This window comes from Colwellia sp. 12G3 (assembly GCF_002836775.1).
Taxonomy (GTDB): domain Bacteria; phylum Pseudomonadota; class Gammaproteobacteria; order Enterobacterales; family Alteromonadaceae; genus Colwellia.
Genome location: NZ_PJAQ01000054.1, coordinates 190657 through 213748 on the forward strand (window position 1 = coordinate 190657; position 23092 = coordinate 213748).

Genomic DNA, 23092 nt, shown 5'->3' on the forward strand with positions numbered 1-23092 from the left:
TTAGATCATTATTAAGGCGTTTATGGTGTGTGGATATTCATAAATGATGAGAAACGAATCATTTATGAGAAAATTTAACATATTAGTTACGTTTTGTGATTGTTCCTAATCTTGGAAATAAACCTCCCGTATGATCACTAATGGCTAATTGAAGCCATAAAGTATTCGTGGATAATAATGTCTGCAAATTCAAAAAGCCGTCTTTACAAGCAAATATTATAACCATAGCAACTTGCCCAAACGGTTCTAAAGTATGATGTTTTATTGTCACAGTATTTTGCTGAAATTCTATGCCGTCTAAATTTGTATGTTACTTATGACCGGTTGCTTTTTCCAGAAAACACCAAAGAATTGGCATAGTAAGCATGTGAAGTATGATACTTCTTTGTCGACTTACAGGAAGACCATTTACACCATCAACGCCACCATCTGCCACTAAATCGGTCCACCCAGAGTCATCAAAGAAATTCTGAGTATTAGAGCCTATAATACGTAATTGTTCAGTTGTATCGAATAATGAAAAATAAAAACCTTTTATTGTTCCGTTAGTTGAGGTAAATGAAAGCCACTCATCGCTACTTATATTATCAATCTGACCCCAGTTTGAGTCACCATTACCCGTATCGACACCTAAACCGTCGTTGTTGTCAAAATTTGCTTCCTCAATAATCGCAACATTGTAGTGGCATAATGAACTTGGCCACTACTTTTTAAGCTTTAATTCCTTTTTAATACGGTAGACTGTAGCAACGCCACACTCTGATATTTTTGCTACTTCTTCAGCAGTAAGGTTTTTGTTTAAGTATGAAAGTACCTTAGCTCTAATCTCTTGGTTCTTAGTACTTCCGCCAATCTTTTTACCTGCACTTATAGCACGCTGTTGTCCTTGTTTGATTCGTTCTATGCGCTTGTCGTTATCAATACGAGCCATTGTCGCCATAAGATCTAAAAGCATGTTATTGATAATCGATAATATGCTAGCGGTGATATCATCAGAACTCAAAAGAGTAGGGTAGTAGGAAGATCAACAACGACAAGCTTAAGCCCTTTATCACTGATGATAGCTTTTAGTTTCTCCCAGTCACTCATAGGTAATCTCGATAGTCTATCTACACTTTCAACAAGTAAGATTTCACCTTGTTCTGATTCATCTAATAGCTTGTTTAATTGAGGTCTATTGAGTTTAGTTCCAGAGAAGCTTTCAATGTACTTGTCAGCTATTTCTAGCTTATGCGCTTTGCAGAATTCTGTCAGTAATTGCATAGCTCTATTTGCATCTGGCTCTTTAGTTGATGCTCTTAAATAAATTCTTGTATTCATAACAACTCACTATTTTTTATCAATGAATACAGGCAGCTTAATGATTATTGATAAACTATCAACCAATATTCTGACAACATTAATTGATAGGTTTTTTATACTGATATGATGTTAAAAATAGTTATCACTAGCTCATAGTTGATTGATAGTTCCACTTTGTTCAAATTAGTCGCTTTGAATAAGTTTCTGTGGCGCTATGGGCACATTCCGCCTTAGAAAACATGGTCACTTTTTGCGCATTTCGTAAGCTACGAGTGACTAAATCAATACTTCAGCTCCTACCACAACAATGTCATTAACTTAATCATTTAACACATTTAAATACAGTACCTAATTTTTCTCCATGGTACGCCAGTTATTTTGTTCTCATATAAACCCTCAATTAAGTCAGCTGATAGAATATGCCTGACTCGCTACGTATAAAAAGGTAAGGTACTCACCAATTAAATCAATGCCCTTTATTCAAAAATTGTTTTAAGGTATCGAGTACTCGATCTTTATTAATTGGCTTAACCAAGTAATCATCCATACCTGCATCTAAACATTTTTCTTTATCACCGAGCATCGCATTAGCTGTCATCGCCACAATTGAAATATCTTGATACCTTTCTCCAGCTTTACCGGCACGAATTAACGTTGTTGCTTCGTAACCATCCATTTCAGGCATTTGACAATCCATAAAAATAAAATCAAAAGGCTGGCTGTCATCACTTGAGTTAAGTTTTTCAAGCGCATCTCGACCATTGACGGCAATAACGCATTGACTCAAGCCTATTTTCTTTAACATCCCCATAGCAACCATCTGATTGATTCGATTATCTTCAACGAGTAATAACTTAATTCCTTGTAACCAATCCGTGTCGGTATCTTCAGGTTTTGCTATGTCTTGTGTCACGGTATTACTCGCTTTATTTTTTTCGAACGTATCTATTAAGCTATTTAAAGCTTGATGCAAATTTTTTGTAATCACGGGTTTAGGGAAGTGACCATCAATGCCAATTTGGGTGCAATCAATTAAATCATGCTGGGTAGCCATTGGCGTCATAAATATTATCTTTAGTTGATCTAATAATGAAGAAGAGCGAAGCGTTTTTACTAAGGACAAAGCATCTATATCAGTTATCTGACGGTTTAGTATCATAAGATCAAAACAAGAATTCTCTGACGATTCTGTTAATACAGACAATGCATGCTTACCACTTGTCATCAGGTGAGCATCAATGTGCCAAGCAAGCAGTTGTCGCTTAATCATGTCACCACAAGCGTGATTATTTTCAACAATAAGCACTCGTTTACCTTGTAATTCTTTTATCGGAAGAGACTGTAAAGAATTAGGCGATTTTTCTATGATTAACTCGCAACTAAAAGTGCTTCCTTGACCCTCAATACTTTCTACGCTCACACTCCCCTGCATACACAAACACAACTTTTTAACGATAGCGAGCCCAAGACCCGTTCCACCATATTTTCTCGTAGTTGAAGCGTCTACCTGGCTGAATGCCTCAAATAAACTGTCTTGTTTATCTTTTGAAATACCAATGCCGGTATCAGACACCGCAACAATAATACGCCAATGGCTTGGTGAGTATTCCTGCTGACTAATGCGAATAGTGACTTCACCCTGCTCGGTAAACTTAATTGCATTCGCCAACAAATTTGTGAATATTTGACGGATGCGGTTAGAATCTCCCTTCACTAGAGATTCTTCGATATCAACAAGATCCAGTATTAATTCTAAATTTTTATGTTGCGTTTGTTGTGCGAAGGCCTCAGCCAAGTCACCTGCCATTTCACGCAGATTAAAACTGATATTTTCAAGTTCTAATTGATTAGCATCAATTTTTGAGAAGTCCAACACGTCATTAATCAATGATAACAGTGATTTGGCGCTTTGCTCGGCGATTCCAATACGATGTTGTTGTTCTTGATTTAGCGGTGATTCTTTGACTAAATCAAGCATGCCAATAACGCCATTCATCGGTGTTCTGATTTCATGACTCATGCTGGCAAAAAATTCATTCTTGGCCCTAACAGCTATTTCTGCTTGCTCTTTAGCTTTGGTTAGCGCTATTTCATTTTCAATTGTTTCGGTAATGTCATAGTTCACCCCTATCATTGAAATAGGTTTTTTGTCATCATCAAAACTAAGAATTGCCGCCGCTTTGATGTGTTTTATTTTTCCATCTGGCCAAATAATTCTAAATTGAGAATCAAACTTACAACGATCTTTAATGGCTTGTCGTAACTGCTCAGTTGTTCTCTTGATATCTTCAGGATGTAACCCGTGCTCCCATGACTCATAAGCACCAGAAAATGTATCAGGTGTAATGCCATACAGCTTAAACATCCAGTCATCCCATTTCAATTCATCCGTGATGAGATTTAATTCCCAGATCCCAATACCTGCAGAATCTGCCGCTAAAGTGATACGTTGACTATGTGCTGCTATTTTATGTTGTGCACTCATTTTGTCGGTAATGTCTTGAAACGAGCCAAACAATCGAATGCACTGCCCATTTTCAAAATCTGACTGGCCGCGAGCTGACACCCAAACTTCATTGCCTTTTGCCGTAATAAGTTGGAGCTCTTGTTCGAAGGATTTTCCCTCACTAATACATTTTTTTATTAATATCTCGATGGTTTCTCGACTTTCTCCCTCTTTATAAAAGTTAATAGCTGTCGCTAATTCAGGTTGATAATCACTTGGCAATTCATGTATCTCTTTTGTCATGTCTGACCAAAAAAGACTATTATTAACCATATCAATTTCCCAAGCGCCGATACGTGCTTGTTGCGCCATTTGCTCCATTATTGATTGTTGTGATATCAATTTATTTTGATGGTTAGCTCGAGTTAATTCGGCGCTTATCCAATAAGAGAATAATTGAATTAATTCTAACTCACGATCGGTAAATGGTTTAGGTGATGGCTCTGGGCCTGAAAAATTTAGCGTACCATATCGGTGACCTTCCACCACTAACGGTACGCCAATATAACTTTCTAAACCAAAAGCGTGATAACACGGGTGCTCTTTTATTTCACTTTTACCTGCCTGGTGAAAGGCGATAGGATTGTCTGCTTTTAGGGTATGGCAACAATAAGTACTTCCTAATTCAAACTTATCACCAGGATTAATTTCTTGATTGGGAGTATGGCAATACATAACTCGATATTCTTGATCATGAATTTGGCTGATCAAGGCTAAGGGTAAATTAAATATTTGTTTACCAAGTATCAATATATCTTGAATTTTTTCATTGAGTGTTTTGTCTACATCGGAAGTGATTTGATGCAAATGATTGAGTGCTAGTTCAGTTTGCTTAATATCGCTAATATCGCTTTGAATGATGATAAATGACTCAATTTTATCTTCAACATTTAACAGTGGAACTATTGTGGTATTTAACCACAATTCTCGCCCCCCCTTAATTTTATTAATCGATTCACCATGCCAATACTCATCCGCTAAACACTTTTTAAAAACATCTTTATAATATTCTAAAGGATAACTCTCTCCGCATATATCAAACACGCTTCGGCCAATGATTTCCTCTTCTCTATAACAATAAAAATCAATAAATCGCTGGTTAACGTCGGTAACAGTACCATTTTTATCCATGTCTATTCGGAAGACAATCGCATGTTTATTCATCGCAAGTGTTAATTCAGCACTTTTTTGTTTGGCAATAAATAGCTCTTGGTAGTTTTGACTGATGAGTCTTTGTAAAGGACGAAAAATAAAAAAACTAATAGCGATCAGTAATATTATCGTAGCTAACCATAAACTCACAACAACTATATAAATAGAGGTGATGCGCTGCTTAACATGCCGTTCAATTTTTGTTACCGTGCGATCAAGATTCGCTAATAACTGTTCAACTCCTTCACGAGAAAATTGTCTTTCCATCAACCGTGTTGCTCTATCAATATCTTGAATTTCACTCAGTTCAATGGCACTTTTAGCGTAAAGGTTAACTCTTTTATTAAGATAATAGGGTGCATTAAAATACAATAAAGACACTTCTTTAGGAAAAGAGTTTGATTCATTTACCACGAGTTCAGATAATACATTTTGATTAGTACTAAATGTATTGGCTGTTTGAATCAAGTGCTTTTGGATGTTTTCATCAACATTATCAGCCATTAAACCTTGGTATTGCTGATAAGAAAGCAAGGCAATTTTTTGAGACAACATTCGTTGTTTACCAGCGATATTAATAACTTCGGCATCTTTGTCTTGCTGTTTAAATAATCCCATTAAGCTCAAAAAGGAAACTGTTACCAAAATAGCAATAAGCGAAGTCGCTAACAGGTTTCGCCGTTTAATTTTTTGTTGTAGCACTTTAATAACTGCCATAAGCCTTAATATTATCCTTTTAATGTTCTGACGTTCATATACAACGATAATTTTAGTTGTGAATCGAATTAAGTTATTGAAAAAGCTTGGTTTTTAACCTGTGTAGGTCCACTATATTTCATATTTATCATCAGTTCTACTTATCATCAGTTCTACTTATCATCAGTTCTACTTATCATCAGTTCTACTTATCATCAGAGTAAACTGGCACTCATGCCATTAATGATTTATTTCTTTAAACGTTCTATCAGGAAAATAGAGTACATTTTAACCGACCAATTACCTCAACTAAATAGTCGCCTAAAAACGTCTAACCAGCTTATTTTTGACCGTGGATTTATTTTTACCACAAGAATTTTAGTCAAAAAATAGAGTCGTGATTCCTCCCCAATCTAGAACAAAAGCCCCTACATTACTGCCGAGGCTTTCATTTAAATTAGCGAGCTGAACGATAAGTCAGCTTAAGTAAAAGCTTTAACGGTTTTTTTGTTGAGTATTACCTAACCGAAGCACTTTTACCTTCTCTACCTTCAAGGATAATAGACAGTAGAATATATATTCTATCTGGCTAATTCCCCCTCGCGAGAGAGAAACTATAAACAATACCCTATAGGAATAGCCGCTAATTACGGGGAACGCTGAGTTCTCGTCTTTAACGTTTCTGACTAACACCCATCACTTGCTTTTCAGGCTAGAAAGGGTGACCTAAAGACATATAAAAGCCTTTATTATCATCTTTGCCTATTGCTCCTTCCATCCTAACAATCACACCTGCGTCAGGTTTTATCGCGTAAGACATACCTAGCGATACTGATGGAAAGATGTTTTTACTGTCAGAACATGACAATGATTCTCGTTTTGTTTTACCATGTAAACAAGCTACTGCGGCATAAGCTATCATGCCCCACTTATCATTGAAGCTATATCGCTCGTCAATTTGTAGAGAACTTACATACGGCGCTAAATATTGGCCTGAGGTATAACCTTTAATACTTATAGAGGCATAAGCCGCAGGTGGCGCACCTGAGGTATATTGACCTGTAGCATTAATCGCAAGTACGTGGTTATCACCATGACCAAGATAATAATTATATTGCGTTCTATAACTATCAAAACTTTCGTCTCCATCTAGGCTTTTTCTATAGGCGATATTACCAAATTTAAAAAATTGCCCTGAAGTTGCGGAACGAGGACGGTTTCGACTATCAAACTCAATATTTATTCCTAGCCCCTGAGATGTAAAACCGGCAACTTGCTCTAATGACGTTGTATTATTCGATCTATTTGTGATGGTGTAATTATTGATATTGGTATTTATCGAAGGGATATCATCCAGACTATAAATAGCATAATTAGTACTTACGCCTTGAATACCAATAAACCAGTCATCGTAAACTCTATATGACCAATTTGCATAATTGACTGAAATAGAATCTTGGGTTTTTAGCGGGTAACCTGAACCTAAAAAATCATCATAGTCGTTATTAATTTCACCACGCACAATAGCAGCAGTGATACGTTGATTATTTTTATCAAAATATGCTTTACCAAAACCCACTAAGGTGTAGGAATCAGTATTTGAATAGTTACCTATAAGGCCAAACATTGAATCTGGAGACTCCTTATCAAATGCCTTAAGATACCCAGACATTAAGCCAATCGTAGTACTCAACTTAGGATCAGAAGAAATTAATGGGGTAAATAACCATGCCGATTTTTTTTCATCTGCTTTCTTGTCAGCAGAAATTTCAACTGGCGTATTATTGCTATCAACCTCTGCCCTCTGTTGTTCTGAGGCAACTGACGAGAGTGATAACATACTCACAACGAGTGAAAAAAAAGACAAAAAATTCATATAAAATAAAGCCTATAATTAATTATAAATAGACAAGAATAATAGGTACTAGCCGGTACGTGTATCGGCCTCCAGTAGTTTAATTTACTCTTAATAATAGTAACTAGTAGCCCCACCTTTAAATTTATAAAAAGGTAATTCACCATAAATTGCACAACATTAAATAGTCTTTGATGTTGTCAGTACTACTCATTAACTGTAAGAGGCCACCATCAGCCCATTCAATATAATCATCAATATCTGCATTTAGTGATGAAAAATCTATGTCATTGTGCCCCCGTAAGCGAGTTAGATCTAACCGTCACTGATGCCACCTAAGTTGCTCATTGAATAACGTGTTTAATAACATCACAAGATTATTTAAAACGAGTCACTTGCTCTTGTAAATCACTTGCAATACCCGACAAGGTAAGACTTGCACTGGACACTTCTTTTGATGCAGAAAATAACTCGGTTGCTGACTGCTCCACCTGTTGCATGTTTTGTAAGATTGAATCGCAAGTATATTGTTGCTCTTCGCTCGCAGAGGCTACCGTAAGATTAATTTTATCTAACTCTTTAACCCCCATTAACAAACCATCTAAAGAAGCAGTTACTTCATCAAATAATTGAATACCACCCTGAGCCGAAATAGAAGCACGTTCCATTGAGTTAACGGCTTCGCCAGCGACAGCAGTGAGTGAACCAATATTTTGTTGAATCTCAACGGTGCTTTGCTGTGTCCTAGTCGCAAGTTGTCTAACTTCGTCTGCAACAACAGCAAAACCTCGACCATGCTCTCCAGCTCTAGCAGCCTCTATTGCAGCATTAAGTGCCAAAAGGTTAGTTTGCTCAGCTATTGATGTAATAACATTTAGCACATCATTAATACTGTCAACTTTCTCTTGTAAATGACTGAGCGTTTCTGTTGATTGAGTAACCTCTTCAACCAAGAGCTTAATATTATTTTTCGCTAAATTCGCTCGTTCACTATTTTCTTCTGTCATTTCTTTAGCTTGTGATGTTTGATTCGAAGCATCAACTGAGCTTTCAGCTACCTCTTTAATCGCGAGATAAAACTGGCTTAAGGCTTCATTAATTTCATGAGACTGAGCTTGTTGGTCATATGCTGATTTATTTGTTTGTTCCGTGGTCGCGCTTAGCTGAGCGCTAGACGCCGCAATACTTTCAGCGTTTATCTTTATTGAATCAACAATACCCTTCATCATTAATAAGAAACGATTAAAGTTCTGGGTTACTTTATCAATTTCAGTTATACCACAATCTTTTAATACACATTTAAATCAGCATCACCACTATTCAGTTTGGTAACTTCATCGCCAAGTTTATTAATAGGTTTGGTTAAAATGACAGACAACCAGTACCCTAGTAATAACGTAATGAAAGCTAAAATCAATATCACTATCACCGCCGACTGCCATATGCGCCCACTAAGCACACCGATTGCACGATAAGCTTCGGCTTCATCAACCTCTGAAAGCAATGCTAAGGTATGTGTACCATATTGAATTGGACCATAAGCTGATAAAACCGACTCCCCCCGATAATCATCTAATACGGTAAACCCTTTTTTACCCTTAAGTGCTGACTCTGAAGCTAAGCCATTAACCGTTTGTATACCTACTGTGGTATTTTGGCGTTTAATTGAATTCGCAGTTGATGGGGAGTCTTTCTTAATAACGGCTAAATACCCTTGCTTATCTTCAACAAAAAAGCGGCTCTCATTAAGTAAAGTTCTTTCATTACCAACTAAATAAGTTTCACCATTCTCACCAAAGCCTTTATTTTTCCAATCATTTTTGTGAGTCATAATGCTATTTATTTCTGCTATAGGCATTTGAAAAATTAAAATAGCCTTTTGCTCGCCATCTATTTCAATAGGGCTAGCAATAAAGCTCGCTTTACCGTTATAAGAAGGTAAATAATTCTTAAAATCTGAAATATAGGTTTCATTCTTAGATAAGTTTTTAGCTTTATTAAAAGCTTCAGCAATGCCCGTTTGAGCATAAGGGCCATTCACTAGATTGGTGGCATAATCGAGTTCTTTAAAAACACTATAGATAATATTGCCGGAGGCACTATCGACAATAAAAACATCGTAAAAATTAAACTGTTGTAGAAAAAATTGAAAATCTGGATGATAACGCTGATGTACTTTGGCATAACTTGTGTCACCTTCAGGTAACGTTAATTTATCCTTTTCCCCCAAACTATTAGGATTATTACCAATAAAGTCATATTGTAATAATTTAGTGGTGTTACTTAGATTTTCATATAACGGTTTAGTCGCTATCTCTTTAACATTTAAAACACCAAATTTCTTGCCAAATTCATCGGTATAATAACGTTGAAGAGTGCCATTGATACTATCTATTGATAAGTTATTTCGCTCTAACTCATAGGCATTAAAACTAGTAATGAATGCCTTGGCCGCTAACTCTGTTTGGGTATTAGCAGATAAAGTAATAATTTGCTTTTGTATATGAGCAAAATAACCTTTAATCTGTGAGGTAATTGACTCTCGTTTGGCGATTAAATCGCGTTGCGATTCTTTATGGATATTGTTCTCTAATTCAGCAATCGACATACTTGTAATTAGAACCACTACTGCAATACTTGCTGTTAGCACAGCTGCTACCATACTCAACAAAATACGTATTTTAAAACTCATAAATATACTCAATTAAGACAACAAAATATGGACAAGTAATTCTTAGAGGCATCGCTGATAGTAATAATATTGCAACTTATCCAGCTAATATGTTTACCTTTGCCATGGTTAACTACTTTACTTTCTTCTTGATATTATTTGCTAGTACATGAGCTTACATTTGTTTTACACAGTACCTCACTGAACGCAATAAAGCGACAAAAACGCTAAAATGACTTTATTATATAAGTACGATAGAAATCAAGTTAAATGGAATTACGACAATATGTACGAGTCATTTACTGTTATATTAGGAATAACTTGATTTCATAAGGATAATTGAATTGAATATAAGTGATAAATCACTTTTAACACCCCCAGAAGCGGCAAAACTACTGCATGTTGCACCAACAACTATTCGTCATTGGGCTCAAATTGGTCGCTTGCCTTTCATTACGACTCCCGGTGGACATAGACGATTCGACAAAAACGATATCTTATTCTTGATGTCTCAACCTAATTCAAGCACTAAAAATACTTTTTCTATTTTGATCATTGAGGATGATAAAGAGTTTGCTGATATGCTTACGCAATTTTTACAAAGCCTTTTCCCTCAGACTAAAATAAAAATGGCGTACAGTCCTTTTGATGCAGGTGAACTACTCCATACTTTTAAGCCTGACTTGGTGATGCTCGATTTAATGATGGCTGGTATTAATGGATTTTCTATTTGCCACCGCATTAAAAGCGCACCATCCACAGCAAATATTATAGTGATTGCAATGACAGGTTTACTAACAGATGATAATGTGAAAAGGATAGTCGAATTAGGGGCTAAAACTTGCTTTGGGAAACCACTAGACTTTACGCTTTTACAAAAAACTATTGAGGGATTTATCGAGCAAAAAAGGCCTTCGATATAAACGTCAAGAAAAAGCTGAACATGTCTTTTTTATTACTATTACCTGATTCTTTTACATAGAAGTATAGCCATGCCAATTAATGCAAAAAATAACATCTATGAGCAATTCTTCAAACTATCTATTGATATGCTGTGTGTGGTTAACAAAGCGAGATATTTTCAAACGGTGAATCCATCATTTAGTCGGGCATTAGGATATAAAGAAGAAGAGTTACTCTCCAGCCCTGTTATTGACTTTATACACCCGGATGATGTTGATAGAACAATTAGAGAATTTGAACAGCTAGGTTCAGAGCTAGACTCTTTATCCTTTGAAAATAGATATAGACACAAAAACAACCATTATGTCACTTTTTCATGGAACAGTTATATCGATCCTGATTCAGGGCTTGTATATTGCGTTGCTCGTGATATTACACAACAAATAAAAGTTCAAAGTAAGCTTAGCTATTTACAAAACGCGTTAGAGCAAGAAACTGTTTATGCTGAAACAGATATGCGAGGCGTTATAACTAAAGTAAACAGAAAGTTTTGTGAAATATCAGGATATTCCGAAGAAGAATTATTAGGTAACACACATAAATTAATTAATTCGGATTATCATCCAACCGCATTCTTTAGCGCTATATGGAAAACAATTTCTTCCGGTAAAGTTTGGTCTGGAACAATCAAAAATCGTAAGAAAAATGGGGATGACTTTTTCGTACAAAGTATTTTAATCCCTATATTTGATAATAGTAATCAAATAGTTAATTACATTGCAATAAGACAAGATATCACTGACAAGGTAAATAGTGAACATAACCGCGTAAAGGCTCTTGAAATATTGAGTGAGACCAGTGCAGTAGCAAAGATTGGTGGCTGGGAAATGAATGCAGCTACGGGGGTTCTATCGTGGACAGATGAGACTTTTAGAATATTAGAAGTTGAACAAGTTGATGGGTTAACGCCATTACTACCTGAAGGGTTACAGTTATTCATTACTACCGATCAGCCCATCATTGAGAAAGCGGTGAATCGAGCTTTAGAGTTTGGCGAACCTTATGCGTTAGAGCTACAAGCAAGTACACCTACAGGCAATATAAAATGGATATATACCAATGGTAAAGCAAACTATAAAGATGGAAAAATTGTCACTCTATCAGGGACGATTCAAGATATTCATGAACGTAAACTTATTGAAATAAAATATAACCAAGAAAGACACAAAAGCATTATTAGTGCTAAATTTTCAGCACTTGGAGAGTTGTCCGCAAGTATTGCTCATGAGATTAATAATCCCTTAGCTGCTATCTCTGGCTTCGCTGAATTATTACAATTAACTCGTGTAAAATCGTCTCCTGAAGATATATTTGAAAAATCAACGGCAATTTTAAAGTCTTGTGATCGAATTCAGCATATAGTTAAAAGCCTTAAAAGGTTCTCTAGAAGCGATGTAAAAAGTGAATATACTTCCGCTTCTCTGACAAATATTATTAATGAAGCGGTCATACTCACTACCCCTAAATTAGCTCATCGACTCGTTAAATTACAATGCAATCATATCGAAAATAGTCAAATTCTATGTAATGAAATAGAAATAGAACAAGTGATTGTAAACTTGGTCAATAACGCGATAGATGCGGTATCAGCACTTTCTGATAAATGGATTGATATATCAGTGACAGAAACTAAACTACACTATAGCATTTCTATTACTGATGCTGGTCTAGGGGTACCATTAGACGAACAGGTTTCAATATTTGAACCTTTTATAACATCAAAGGATTCAACTGAAGGCACGGGTCTAGGTCTATCTATTGTGAAAGGAATATTAGATAGTCACGGGGCAAAAATATCAATAGATAACAACAATGAAAATACATGCTTTATTGTTGATTTCCCAAAACTAAAATAAGAGTTAATAAAAATCATGCCAATTAACGTTGTTTATATAGATGATGAAGAAGTACTTTGTCAGCTATTCAAAGAATATTTACACTCAGATGAGATAAATATTACTGTTTTTACTGATGAAGGCCCAGCCATTGAGTATTGCAATAATACAAAGCCAGATATGATATTTATTGATTACCGCTTAAAAAAACAAACAGGGGTAGATGTAGCTAAAGCAATAACTTGTATATCGAAGAAAATACTAATCACCGGCGAACTTGATGTAACACTAGATAAATGCTTTGAAGATAAGATTGAAAAGCCCTTTAGGTTGGCTGAAATTAAAGAGTACATTATTAAAAATAACTAAGAACAATTAATATGATGGCTATGTTCCCGCTAAGTGTCGTTTTAGGGTCATCATCAATACTTAAAGTATCAAAGCTGGTATTCCAGCTGACAATAATCTCGGTGAGTCATTGTTGGTAAAGGTCAGTTTTATCATCGAAATAATAATGAATGTTTGCTCTTGGGATACTTGCTCGTTCGGCAATACGCTTAATGGATGCGCCTTTAAAACCTTGGGTTACAAATTCTGTTTTAGCCGCAGTTAAAATAAGCGCCACATTCTTTTGGCGAATTTGTCCGACTGATTCTTTCTTTTCCTGCACAGATACCTCATAACATCATTTTTAGTTGAGAAAAGAACTGTATAACAAGTCTTAGCCTACAGCTATAGCTTTCTGGTAAATGGAATCAATAATTGCGATAAATCAAAAGTATGACAAGTAATACTAAGTGGATAATGGCGAGTGTTTGCTTTTAGCCATATAGGTGTAGGGGGGAGTAATAAAGTATCAGAGTGAAAACTCGGTTAACCAGTTTAACTTTTTACCACTTTGAATTTATCTCCTTAAATAGTCCGCTTTGTCACCAACAGCGGTTATAGAGACTTAAAATTACAGCTCTTCCGACAAAAAGCATGCAGTTAACAGGAAACCTTGGGGTTAAAGGAAGAATTATCACCCTATGTTAATCAGAGGCATTTATTTAGTTTAGGCTTTATTTTTCTATATTTATTTTAGATATTTTGTAATGTTTGGTAGTGATCTCCTTAAGAACAGTAATCGTATAACCGTAAAAGTTAATGAAGGATAACAATGAATATAAAATTTTTGGCGATATTTTTTCTGAGTACAATAATCAGCACAAGTGTATTATCGAAAGAAAACAGAGGTAATGCACGTGAACAAGTTGAACCTATAGGTTATTTATATGGCTTAGGAATCGGTATCAACCAAGAAATATACAAGGGCTACAATTATCGTTTTATCCCTTTACCTATATTAGGCTATCGCGGAGAAAATTTTAGAGTATTAGGCCCTTTTATTAGTTATGACGCTATACAGTTTTCTGATTTAGAAATAACGCTACAAGCAGCACCACGCTTTCAAGGTTTTGATGACTCAGATAGTTATATTTTTGAGAATATGACAGATAGAAAGTTTTCTATGGATGCAGGCATAGGTTTAACTTACGAAAAAAATAACTGGAAAATTGGCCTATCAAGTATGTTTGATGTGCTAGGTCGCTCTAAAGGGTTTGAAGCAAAAACCAACTTATCTAAAGTCTTTAGCGCTGGCCCTATATTCTTCGAGCCTAGTATCAGTATTAGTTATTTAGATGATAACAATGTTAATTACTATTACGGGGTCAACGAAAACGAAGTCAATAATAATACCTACCAATATCAAGGAAGTTCTGCCGTTAACACAACTATCGGGTTTTCAGTTGCTACACCAATATTACTTGGAGGTTTTACTCAATTAGCCCTTGATTATACTTGGTATGATTCATCAATAACCGATAGCCCATTGGTGCAAGACAAGACTAATTTAAGTGCTCGCCTTTTGTTTAGTAAATTCTTTTAACCTAATTATTTATGCCATACCAGACCTGTTAGTCATTCCAGTATGTATCTTATTACTCCTAACAATAGGTGAAAGTGATGCGAATAATGGGCTATTAGCAAATCTTACTTAACAAAAAGCAAGATAACTTACGGGGTAAGTCATCTTGCTTTATATGGTCAGTCGTCATTCCCGTGATCACATTATCGGGCACGCATTTTTATAGCTAATGTATTAATACGAGGCTTTTACTTCCACACGACGTTGATGCAATAACGGCTCAGTATAACCGCAGGGCTGTTCTTTACCTGTGAAGATGAGTTCCGCTGCCGTTTTAAAGGCAATGCTATGCTCTAAATCAGTCGACATTGCTATGTAACTGGTATCATTAGAATTTTGCTGATCAACAATAGGCGCCATACGTTTTAGTGACTCATTCACTTGGCTTTCACTGATCACACCATGATGTAGCCAGTTACAAATGTGCTGACTAGATATTCTTAAGGTGGCTCTATCTTCCATGCGGGCAACATTATCGATGTCAGGTACTTTAGAGCAGCCAATGCCTTGGTTAACCCAACGCACCACATATCCCAATAAGCCTTGAATGTTGTTGTCTAATTCTTTTTGAATGGCCGCAGCTGACAAGTCAGCTTGGTTTTTCAATAAAGGAATAGTCAATAAATCAGTTAAATCATTGATTGTGCCAGGTAAAGAAAACTCAGCTTGCATAACGTTTTGCACGGCTTGCACATTGACTTTGTGATAATGCATCACATGTAAAGTCGCTGCGGTAGGTGAGGGTACCCAAGCACAGTTTGCACCTGATTGTGGATGGGCTATTTTGTTTTTTACCATGGCTGACATTTGGTCAGGTATGGCCCACATGCCTTTACCTATTTGTGCTTTACCTTGCAGACCGGCTTGCAAACCAATTCTAACATTGCGAAGTTCATAAGCCTTAATCCACGGCTCATCTTTCATTAATTCTTTTTGTGCCATAGCACCAGCAAGCATGCTGGTATGTATTTCATCACCGGTACGGTCTAAAAAGCCAGTATTGATGAAGGCAACCCGTGTTTGTGCTGCGCGAATACATTCTTTCAAATTCGCTGAGGTACGGCGTTCTTCATCCATAATACCCATTTTAATGGTATTTTCCGCCAAGCCTAAATGCCGCTCGATGGCGCTAAATAAGTCATGACTAAAAGTAACTTCTTCAGGGCCGTGCATTTTAGGTTTTACAATGTAAATGCTGCCTTTTTGGGAGTTCTTAAATTTAGAGCTGCCTTTTAAATCATGTAATGAAATTAAGGTGGTGATAAGTCCATCGACAATACCTTCAGGTACATTTTCATCTTTTTCGGTGACGATAGCATCCGTAGTCATCAATAAGCCGACATTACGAATAAACTGCAGGCTTCTTCCTGATAGTGAAAAAGGCGCTTGGCTCGGTGATAAATAATCACGATCGTGATTTAAGGTACGAGTTATGGTTTTGTCACCTTTTTGAATGATCTCAGCAAGGTCACCTTTCATTAAACCTAACCAGTTACGGTAAACAGCGGTTTTATCACTAGCATCAACCGCAGCAATAGAGTCTTCACAATCTTGAATAGTGCTTAAGGCTGACTCTAATACGACATCTTTAACAAAGGCGGCATCGGTTTTACCAACAATGTTATCTTTATCTATTTGGATTTCGATGTGCAAACCATTATGGCGACAAAGTAGCGCTGACGGAGCATCGGTAGAGCCATTGTAACCGACAAATTGTGCTGCATCTTTTAGCTGAACTTGTTCGCCAGAGAATAAGGTAACAGTGAAGTTTTTCTTAACGATATGATACTGCACCGCATCAATATGACTGCCAGATGTTAGTGGTAATGTATCGTCTAAAAACCTGCGCGCGTATGCTTGCACTCTACGTCCGCGAACAGGGTTGAATGTTTTAGTTTGTTGGGCACCGTTATCATCGCCGATAACGTCTGTGCCATATAAAGCGTCATACAAACTACCCCATCGTGCGTTTGCGGCATTAAGGGCAAATCTTGCATTCATCAAAGGAACAACCAGTTGAGGGCCTGCTACCAGAGCAACCTCATCATCAACATTTTTAGTGGAGATAGTAAAATCTGCTTTTTCTTCTACCAGATAGCCTATTTCTTTTAAAAACAATTGATAGCGTTGTTGGTCAAAAGGTTGGTCAAAAGGTTGGTTTGCTGCATCACTGTGCCATACATCAATTTGTGCTTGTAAATTAGCTCTGGTAGCTAATAGCTTTTGATTACGCGGAGTAAACACAGCTAAAATTTCAGCAACAGAATCCCAGAAGTGATTGGTCTTGATCGCAAGACCCGGTAACACTTCATTTTCGACTAAATTAACTAGGCAGCCAGCAACCTTATAACCGTGCTTGATGGTTTTTTGCTTCATTTTTTACCCTTATTCTTTGTCTTTTCTTTGGTTTAACCAAAGTGACAGCGTTAGACGTTCTTCGTCGGTCATTTTGGTTTTGTTCATAAATGGCATGTCTTTACTGTCAATAACACGCGCTTGAATTCGTGGTGCCCATTGCTTGATAGAAGCAATATCTGTGAAAATAACGCCTGCTTGCGGAGTTTTAAACATATCATCCGTGGGTGCTTCTGAATGACAGGCACTACAACGGCTTTCAATAATCTGTTGTACTTGTACATCAGTCACTACGTGTTGTTTCTGCTCGGCTGTTAGTTCAACTGTTTTGGGTGCAATAGCGTAAGCAAGTACGATAGTGGCGATAATAGAGCCAACTAAGACCATAGGTTTTTGTTTGCCAAAATGACGTAAAACAAAATACTGACGAACGGCAGCTGTGATCAAAATAATTGCCATCAATACTAACCAGTTAGCACTGTGGTTATAGGTAATTGGATAATGATTCGAAATCATAATGAATAACACGGGTAAGGTGATATAGGTATTGTGTGTTGAACGTAATTTAGCGTTAAGACCATATTTAGAGTCAGGCTTAGAGCCCTCTTCTACTGCTTTTACTAAGGCACGTTGTGATGGCATGATGCCAAAAAACACGTTGCCAGCCATGATAGTGCCTAAAATAGCACCCATATGCATGTAGGCACCACGCGCACTAAATACTTGCGTTAAACCGTAAGATAAAGCCGTAGCAATAACGAATAAAATAACCGCTAATACTAAGCCGTGATCTTTAAGTTTGGTTCTCACTAATAACTCATAACTACCCACACCAATAACAATAGAGCCTAGGCCTAAGCCAATTGCTTGCCATTGTGTTAAATCTTTCACGCGCGGGTCAATTAAGTAAGACTCAGCGCCGACATAAAACATTAGCGATAATAATAAGAAACCCGTGATCCACGTGGTATATGCTTCCCACTTAAACCAATGCAAGGTTGTTGGTATTGTTGGTGGCGCTAATTTGTATTTTGCTACTTCGTAAAAGCCACCGCCGTGAATAGCCCAGAGATCACCTGAAATGCCTTTTTCTTCTTTCCATTCGGGTGGTTTTTCAAGATGGTTATCTAACCAAACAAAATAAAATGAGGCACCGATCCAAGCGATACCAACGATTAAATGTGCGAAACGAATGATTAAATTTAACCACTCAGTAATATACGGGTCCATAGTCTTTCCTTTTGTACGCTTACTCGTAGTAAGCGTTTTATAATTTTATGATTAACTAGCTAACTCAGGAGCTTGTTGAAAAGTCATCTTCGAAGATCCATTACTTTTTAGAAACTGGATCCCCGATTAATACACCACGGGGATGACGTCCTTGAGCCATGTGCATAACAACGTAATTTTAATTAATTACGTTGTTAAATAATTATTTCTCTTAAGCGATGTTGCCTTAGACCCAGCTAGGCAACCGTCTGTTATATGTAATACACCATTAGTGAATTAGTTGATGACTGAAGTTTGTGAGTACAAAGAAGAAGCACGGAATTTATAACTATAAATGAGTACTTCTGATGCCGTATTCGCAAGCTTCAGGTATTAAATAATTTGTTAATTAACCTTTTCGCCCATGATGTGAGTAGCTTTGACATGACGATCGTCACCCAACATGCTCAAGACAAACAGCTTTTCAGTTAACGTTTTACAGCGTTTGATGCGAACATCCATTAAAGGCGTTGCTTGGTAATCAAGTACAATAAAATCAGCTTCTGCGCCTTTGGTGAAGTTACCAATAGTACCTTCTAAATCTAAGGCAACTGCGCCACCGAGCGTGGCTAAATACAATGATTTGTACGGGCTTAATTTATCGCCACGTAATTGCTGAGTTTTATAACCTTCGTTGAGTGTGGTCAACATAGAGAAGCTGCTACCAGCACCTATGTCAGTACCTAAACCCACATTGACATCAAACTGCTCAGCTTGTTTTAAGTTAAAACAACCACTGCCTAAAAATAAGTTTGAAGTAGGACAAAAAGCAATCGCAGAATTGGTCTCACTTAAGCGCTGACATTCATGGTCGTGTAAATGTACACCGTGAGCAAATACACTACGGCGACCTAATAAACTGCTTTTATCGTACACATCAAGATAACCCTCACTGTCTGGGAATAACTCACTCACCCAAGCAATTTCATCTTTGTTTTCTGATAAATGGGTATGTAAATAAACGTCAGGATATTCTTTTAATAACTCACCGGCTTTATTCATTTGCTCTGTTGAACACGTAGGAGCAAAACGTGGTGTGATTGCATACTGTAATCTGTCGGTATTGTGCCATTTTTCAATAAGTGACTTGCTGTCGTTATACCCTGATTCAACAGTATCTTGTAAATCGTCTGGGCAGTTTTGATTCATTAAAACTTTACCGCAAATCATGCGTAATTTTTTCTGTTGGGCGACAGTGAAAAAAGCGTCAACCGACTCTTTATGCACCGTACCAAATACAAGAGCAGTCGTTGTTCCTGCATCTAATAATTGCGTTAAGAAAAATTCGGCTACACGTTTACCGTGTTCAATATCACTAAATTGTTTTTCTTCTGGGAAGGTGTAATTTTCAAGCCATTCAAGTAATTGTTCGCCGTAAGATGCGACCATTTCAGATTGTGCATAATGCACGTGAGTATCAATAAATCCTGGCATGATTAGGCCATTGTCATATTGAGTAACGACTACATCGGCTGGTAATGTTGTTAGTAAGTCTTTGGCATTACCGACGGCTTCGACTAAGCCATTGTTAATGACTAAAAGTCCATCTGCAAAGTACTGGTAACTTTCTTCTTTCGCGACTTTGGCAGGATCGGCTAAAAAGTGTAGTACTTCGCCACGAAATGCTTTGCAGCCGGTATTGGTTGGTTTACTTATTACTTCACTCTTTGAAGAAATTTTTGCAGTGTTATTCGACATATTACTTAACCTATTACTTATGTATTTTACTGTATCTGTGTATTGATGATTTGGTGCTGCTAGCCTTTAAAATTGACTGTGATTAGCTTATTGCACGCTATCTAAATTTTAATCTAAATTAATGATGATTGAACCGTCGAGTTTTTCTACATCGCAGTTATCACCTTCTCCGCCGCGATCGACTACGAGAAAGTCACTGACATCATTGAGTGCTAAACAAAAGTGATGCCAAGTACCTTTATGGTAATTTACCCCTTGCTCAGCGCTTGCTAAAAACACTTTAATGGCTGAGATATCAAGTTCACCTGCGGGGGCAACCACCACCACATAAGGCTGCTTGCTCATAGGAATAAATGCTTGGCTGCCCAAAGGATGACGTTCCATCATTTCGATCGGTAAAGGAAAAGCCAGCGGGGTGGAACGAAAAATATTAAGCAAGGTTTTACCCTGTTGCTCAGCAACGTCAACATCAGCAAGGTTGTGATAACGCATAGTGTGGCCATCATTAATGGCGAAATGTTCAGCACTTTCGGACACTGAAATAACATCCCCATAAGCGGAGAAATTCTCTGCCGTTAGCTCTTGGGGTATAACATTAATGATTTTACTGGTCATCTTATCTTCTCTGTTAATTATAATGCTTAGCTATTAATATTTTTCTACTGGCTAGAAACTATTGTGTATAAATTTTTTTGCTAAACCTTACTTAGGTAGGCTTAACTACCGCGGTAAGTAGAGTATCCATAGGCGGTTAGCAATAATGGAATATGGTAATGCGTGCCACTGGCGTCAATTTCAAAAACGATATCGACGTAGGGATAAAAGCCGGTTTCGTTATTGGCTTTAAAATAACTAGCGGTGGCAAAATGCATACGGTAAACACCAGCGGGTAATTTTTCATTATCAGCTAATAAACCCGGTAAACGACCATCACCATTAGTGACACCACCATTTACTTCTTTCCAACCTTTACCGTCTTGCGCAAACAAGGTAATCGGTACATTTTGCGCGGGTAAACCACGGGTAGTATCAAGTATATGGGTAGTAATTTGACTCATATTTGTTCCTTAAAAGTATTATTCGGATTAGCCTTCAGTTAATGCGTTTCCGAAGGCTTTAGTAATACGTAGTTGAAAGATTTTTCGTTGCTCTTCAGCGGCATTAACCAACTCTTGCGCTTTGTTATTAGGTAAACGTGTCTGTAATAAATCAGACATTTGTTTAGCACTTTTACCTGTCGCACAAACAATAAAGATAAAGCCAAATTTTGCTTCATAGTCGCTGTTACCTTGAGAAAGTACTTCAAGTACATCGTCATTGGCTTCTTTAACTAATCCTTGCTCGTTACCTGCTAATTCTTTGGTATTAGCATACTTAGCACGTAAACTGCTGACATCACCAATTTTTGGATGGCCTTCAAACGCTTCAAAATAATCTTGTTCAGTTAAACCTAGCCAAGCATCATCAGCGGCTTTTTTTATTGCCGTCGTATCAGCAAATGGACGCGCTGCTACCATGTTGTTTACCCAAGTGCTTGAAGTACAGCATTGCATAAACGTATGACTTGCCTCAGCTACGGATAATTGGTTTAAATCTTCTAATCTCATTATAGTTTCCTCTATTTACTCTTTCTCTGTGTAACGACATCTAAATAAATGCCGTTACTTAGCATGCTTATTAACCTTGACGGTTACCAAAAACACGCAGTCGAGAAATACCACCATCAGGGAAAATACTTAAACGTACGTGAGTAAAAGGTTGATCTTTTTCTGTGATGATTTCTTTAGTAAATAAATGTTCACGATGCGCATACAACTTAGTACTTGGAATAATCGGCGTCCAAGTAACGCTCGGTGCATTTTCAGTGAAATCATCGCTATCGCTGATACAACCTTCAAGCATGAAAGTATCAGGAAAGTTACCCTTAAAGTGACAGGTATCTATGATGACTTTATTAACACTACCCGTAGCGGCAAGTTTAACAATTGACCAATCTGGACCTGGATCACGACGACGTTTAGTTTCCCAACCATCACCCATGTTGGCGCCACGGCCAGGCATGATTAGGTTGTTTTTATCACTGAAAAACATATCGCTTACTAACAACGCTTTTGCACCATTTTTAATCGAAGCTAAATCAATAAGTTCACCGTCAACAAAGTCATTCCAGTTTACATCTGCTTCACCATAAACACGGAAACGCGCAATACCACCATCAGGGAACATAGTTAAACGTACATGAGTAAAGGCGGTATTATTCGATATTTCAAACAGATTTTGGCTATGCGCTTTAACGTCAGTCGCTTCAAAAATTGTCTGCCAAACGGTATCTGCATTTGGCTGTACTTCACTAACACAAGCTTCTACGGAAACTTTTTCTGGCGCGTTGCCACGAAAGTAGTTGGTATCGATATCAAAAGCGCGAATAACGCCACTGATGCCTAAACGGATAATACACCAATCAGAATCACGACCATTATTACGGCCATAACTTCTGCGTGATTCCCAACCGTCCATCCATTTACCACGTTCAGTAAATTTCTCTTCGATAAAAATACCACGGCCTACTTTTAATAAGTTTTCCATTTCTGCGAAGAAATCATCACTACAAGACAGTGTTTCACCACCCACTTTTTCGCTGGCTAAATCTACATAATGCGTTTTTAATTTTTGCTCTAATACCGCTTCTTCTGCCGACAATTTGTTTTGTGCTAACCAATCTTCAATCATTTCTTTTCTCCAGTTACTGCATTGTCAGGCAAGCCTTTGTCGACTCTGATACATTGCGTGAATGTTAATTTTATTATTTTGATTCAGTATT

18 protein-coding genes are annotated in these 23092 nt (G+C 37.1%); 4 read left to right on the forward strand and 14 right to left on the reverse strand.

Going from position 1 to position 23092, the window contains the following annotated elements:
• Nucleotides 1–703: 703 nt before the first annotated feature.
• The 6 genes from CXF71_RS21675 to CXF71_RS12650 form a co-directional block, all read right to left on the reverse strand.
• Nucleotides 704–955 carry a hypothetical protein gene (locus CXF71_RS21675; RefSeq protein WP_232771466.1) on the reverse strand — a complete coding sequence of 84 codons (252 nt, stop codon included), beginning with the start codon at nucleotides 953–955 and terminating at the stop codon, nucleotides 704–706.
• Between the two features lie 44 nt (nucleotides 956–999).
• Nucleotides 1000–1320 carry a recombinase family protein gene (locus CXF71_RS21680; protein WP_232771467.1) on the reverse strand — a complete coding sequence of 107 codons (321 nt, stop codon included), beginning with the start codon at nucleotides 1318–1320 and terminating at the stop codon, nucleotides 1000–1002.
• 448 nt (nucleotides 1321–1768) lie between these two features.
• Nucleotides 1769–5677 (reverse strand): response regulator, encoded by a 3909-nt coding sequence (locus CXF71_RS12635; RefSeq protein WP_101233302.1) that lies wholly within the window; start codon nucleotides 5675–5677, stop codon nucleotides 1769–1771.
• A gap of 691 nt (nucleotides 5678–6368) precedes the next feature.
• Complete coding sequence (locus CXF71_RS12640; RefSeq protein ID WP_101233303.1) at nucleotides 6369–7532, reverse strand: hypothetical protein; 1164 nt, start codon at nucleotides 7530–7532, stop codon at nucleotides 6369–6371.
• Nucleotides 7533–7888: 356 nt separating this feature from the next.
• Nucleotides 7889–8740 (reverse strand): methyl-accepting chemotaxis protein, encoded by an 852-nt coding sequence (locus tag CXF71_RS12645; protein WP_101233304.1) that lies wholly within the window; start codon nucleotides 8738–8740, stop codon nucleotides 7889–7891.
• Between the two features lie 59 nt (nucleotides 8741–8799).
• The gene (locus CXF71_RS12650; RefSeq protein WP_101233305.1) at nucleotides 8800–10203 is read right to left on the reverse strand and encodes a cache domain-containing protein; all 1404 of its coding nucleotides are present in this window, start codon (nucleotides 10201–10203) and stop codon (nucleotides 8800–8802) included.
• A 323-nt stretch (nucleotides 10204–10526) separates the two neighbouring features.
• Between CXF71_RS12650 and CXF71_RS12655 the strand changes: the two genes are divergently transcribed.
• From CXF71_RS12655 to CXF71_RS12665, 3 genes are all read left to right on the forward strand, one after another.
• Complete coding sequence (locus CXF71_RS12655; RefSeq protein WP_101233306.1) at nucleotides 10527–11105, forward strand: response regulator; 579 nt, start codon at nucleotides 10527–10529, stop codon at nucleotides 11103–11105.
• Nucleotides 11106–11174: 69 nt separating this feature from the next.
• Nucleotides 11175–13001 (forward strand): PAS domain-containing sensor histidine kinase, encoded by a 1827-nt coding sequence (locus tag CXF71_RS12660; RefSeq protein ID WP_101233307.1) that lies wholly within the window; start codon nucleotides 11175–11177, stop codon nucleotides 12999–13001.
• A gap of 15 nt (nucleotides 13002–13016) precedes the next feature.
• Complete coding sequence (locus CXF71_RS12665; protein ID WP_101233308.1) at nucleotides 13017–13349, forward strand: response regulator; 333 nt, start codon at nucleotides 13017–13019, stop codon at nucleotides 13347–13349.
• Between the two features lie 106 nt (nucleotides 13350–13455).
• Here the strand turns inward: CXF71_RS12665 and CXF71_RS12670 are convergent, their stop codons facing one another.
• Nucleotides 13456–13650, reverse strand: a complete 195-nt coding sequence (locus tag CXF71_RS12670; protein ID WP_232771468.1) for a TetR/AcrR family transcriptional regulator — start codon at nucleotides 13648–13650, stop codon at nucleotides 13456–13458.
• Between the two features lie 489 nt (nucleotides 13651–14139).
• Between CXF71_RS12670 and CXF71_RS12675 the strand changes: the two genes are divergently transcribed.
• Nucleotides 14140–14910 carry a MipA/OmpV family protein gene (locus tag CXF71_RS12675; RefSeq protein WP_198559882.1) on the forward strand — a complete coding sequence of 257 codons (771 nt, stop codon included), beginning with the start codon at nucleotides 14140–14142 and terminating at the stop codon, nucleotides 14908–14910.
• A gap of 213 nt (nucleotides 14911–15123) precedes the next feature.
• Here CXF71_RS12675 and CXF71_RS12680 read toward each other — a convergent pair whose 3' ends face one another.
• The 7 genes from CXF71_RS12680 to alc all read right to left on the reverse strand — a co-directional run bounded on the left by CXF71_RS12680 (nucleotide 15124) and on the right by alc (nucleotide 23001).
• On the reverse strand, nucleotides 15124–17325 hold the full coding sequence (locus CXF71_RS12680) for a malate synthase G (protein ID WP_101233309.1): 2202 nt from the start codon (nucleotides 17323–17325) through the stop codon (nucleotides 15124–15126).
• 9 nt (nucleotides 17326–17334) lie between these two features.
• Nucleotides 17335–18534, reverse strand: a complete 1200-nt coding sequence (locus CXF71_RS12685; protein WP_101233310.1) for a urate hydroxylase PuuD — start codon at nucleotides 18532–18534, stop codon at nucleotides 17335–17337.
• Between the two features lie 384 nt (nucleotides 18535–18918).
• Nucleotides 18919–20271 carry a guanine deaminase gene (guaD, locus tag CXF71_RS12690; protein ID WP_101233311.1) on the reverse strand — a complete coding sequence of 451 codons (1353 nt, stop codon included), beginning with the start codon at nucleotides 20269–20271 and terminating at the stop codon, nucleotides 18919–18921.
• A 108-nt stretch (nucleotides 20272–20379) separates the two neighbouring features.
• Nucleotides 20380–20886, reverse strand: coding sequence for an ureidoglycolate lyase (locus tag CXF71_RS12695; protein ID WP_101233312.1), 507 nt, complete (start codon nucleotides 20884–20886; stop codon nucleotides 20380–20382).
• 101 nt (nucleotides 20887–20987) lie between these two features.
• Nucleotides 20988–21329: a hydroxyisourate hydrolase gene (uraH, locus tag CXF71_RS12700; RefSeq protein WP_101233313.1), complete on the reverse strand. Its 342-nt coding sequence runs from the start codon at nucleotides 21327–21329 to the stop codon at nucleotides 20988–20990.
• Nucleotides 21330–21356: 27 nt separating this feature from the next.
• Nucleotides 21357–21878 (reverse strand): 2-oxo-4-hydroxy-4-carboxy-5-ureidoimidazoline decarboxylase, encoded by a 522-nt coding sequence (uraD, locus tag CXF71_RS12705; RefSeq protein WP_101233314.1) that lies wholly within the window; start codon nucleotides 21876–21878, stop codon nucleotides 21357–21359.
• 70 nt (nucleotides 21879–21948) lie between these two features.
• Nucleotides 21949–23001: an allantoicase gene (gene alc / locus CXF71_RS12710; protein ID WP_101233315.1), complete on the reverse strand. Its 1053-nt coding sequence runs from the start codon at nucleotides 22999–23001 to the stop codon at nucleotides 21949–21951.
• Nucleotides 23002–23092: the final 91 nt, after the last annotated feature.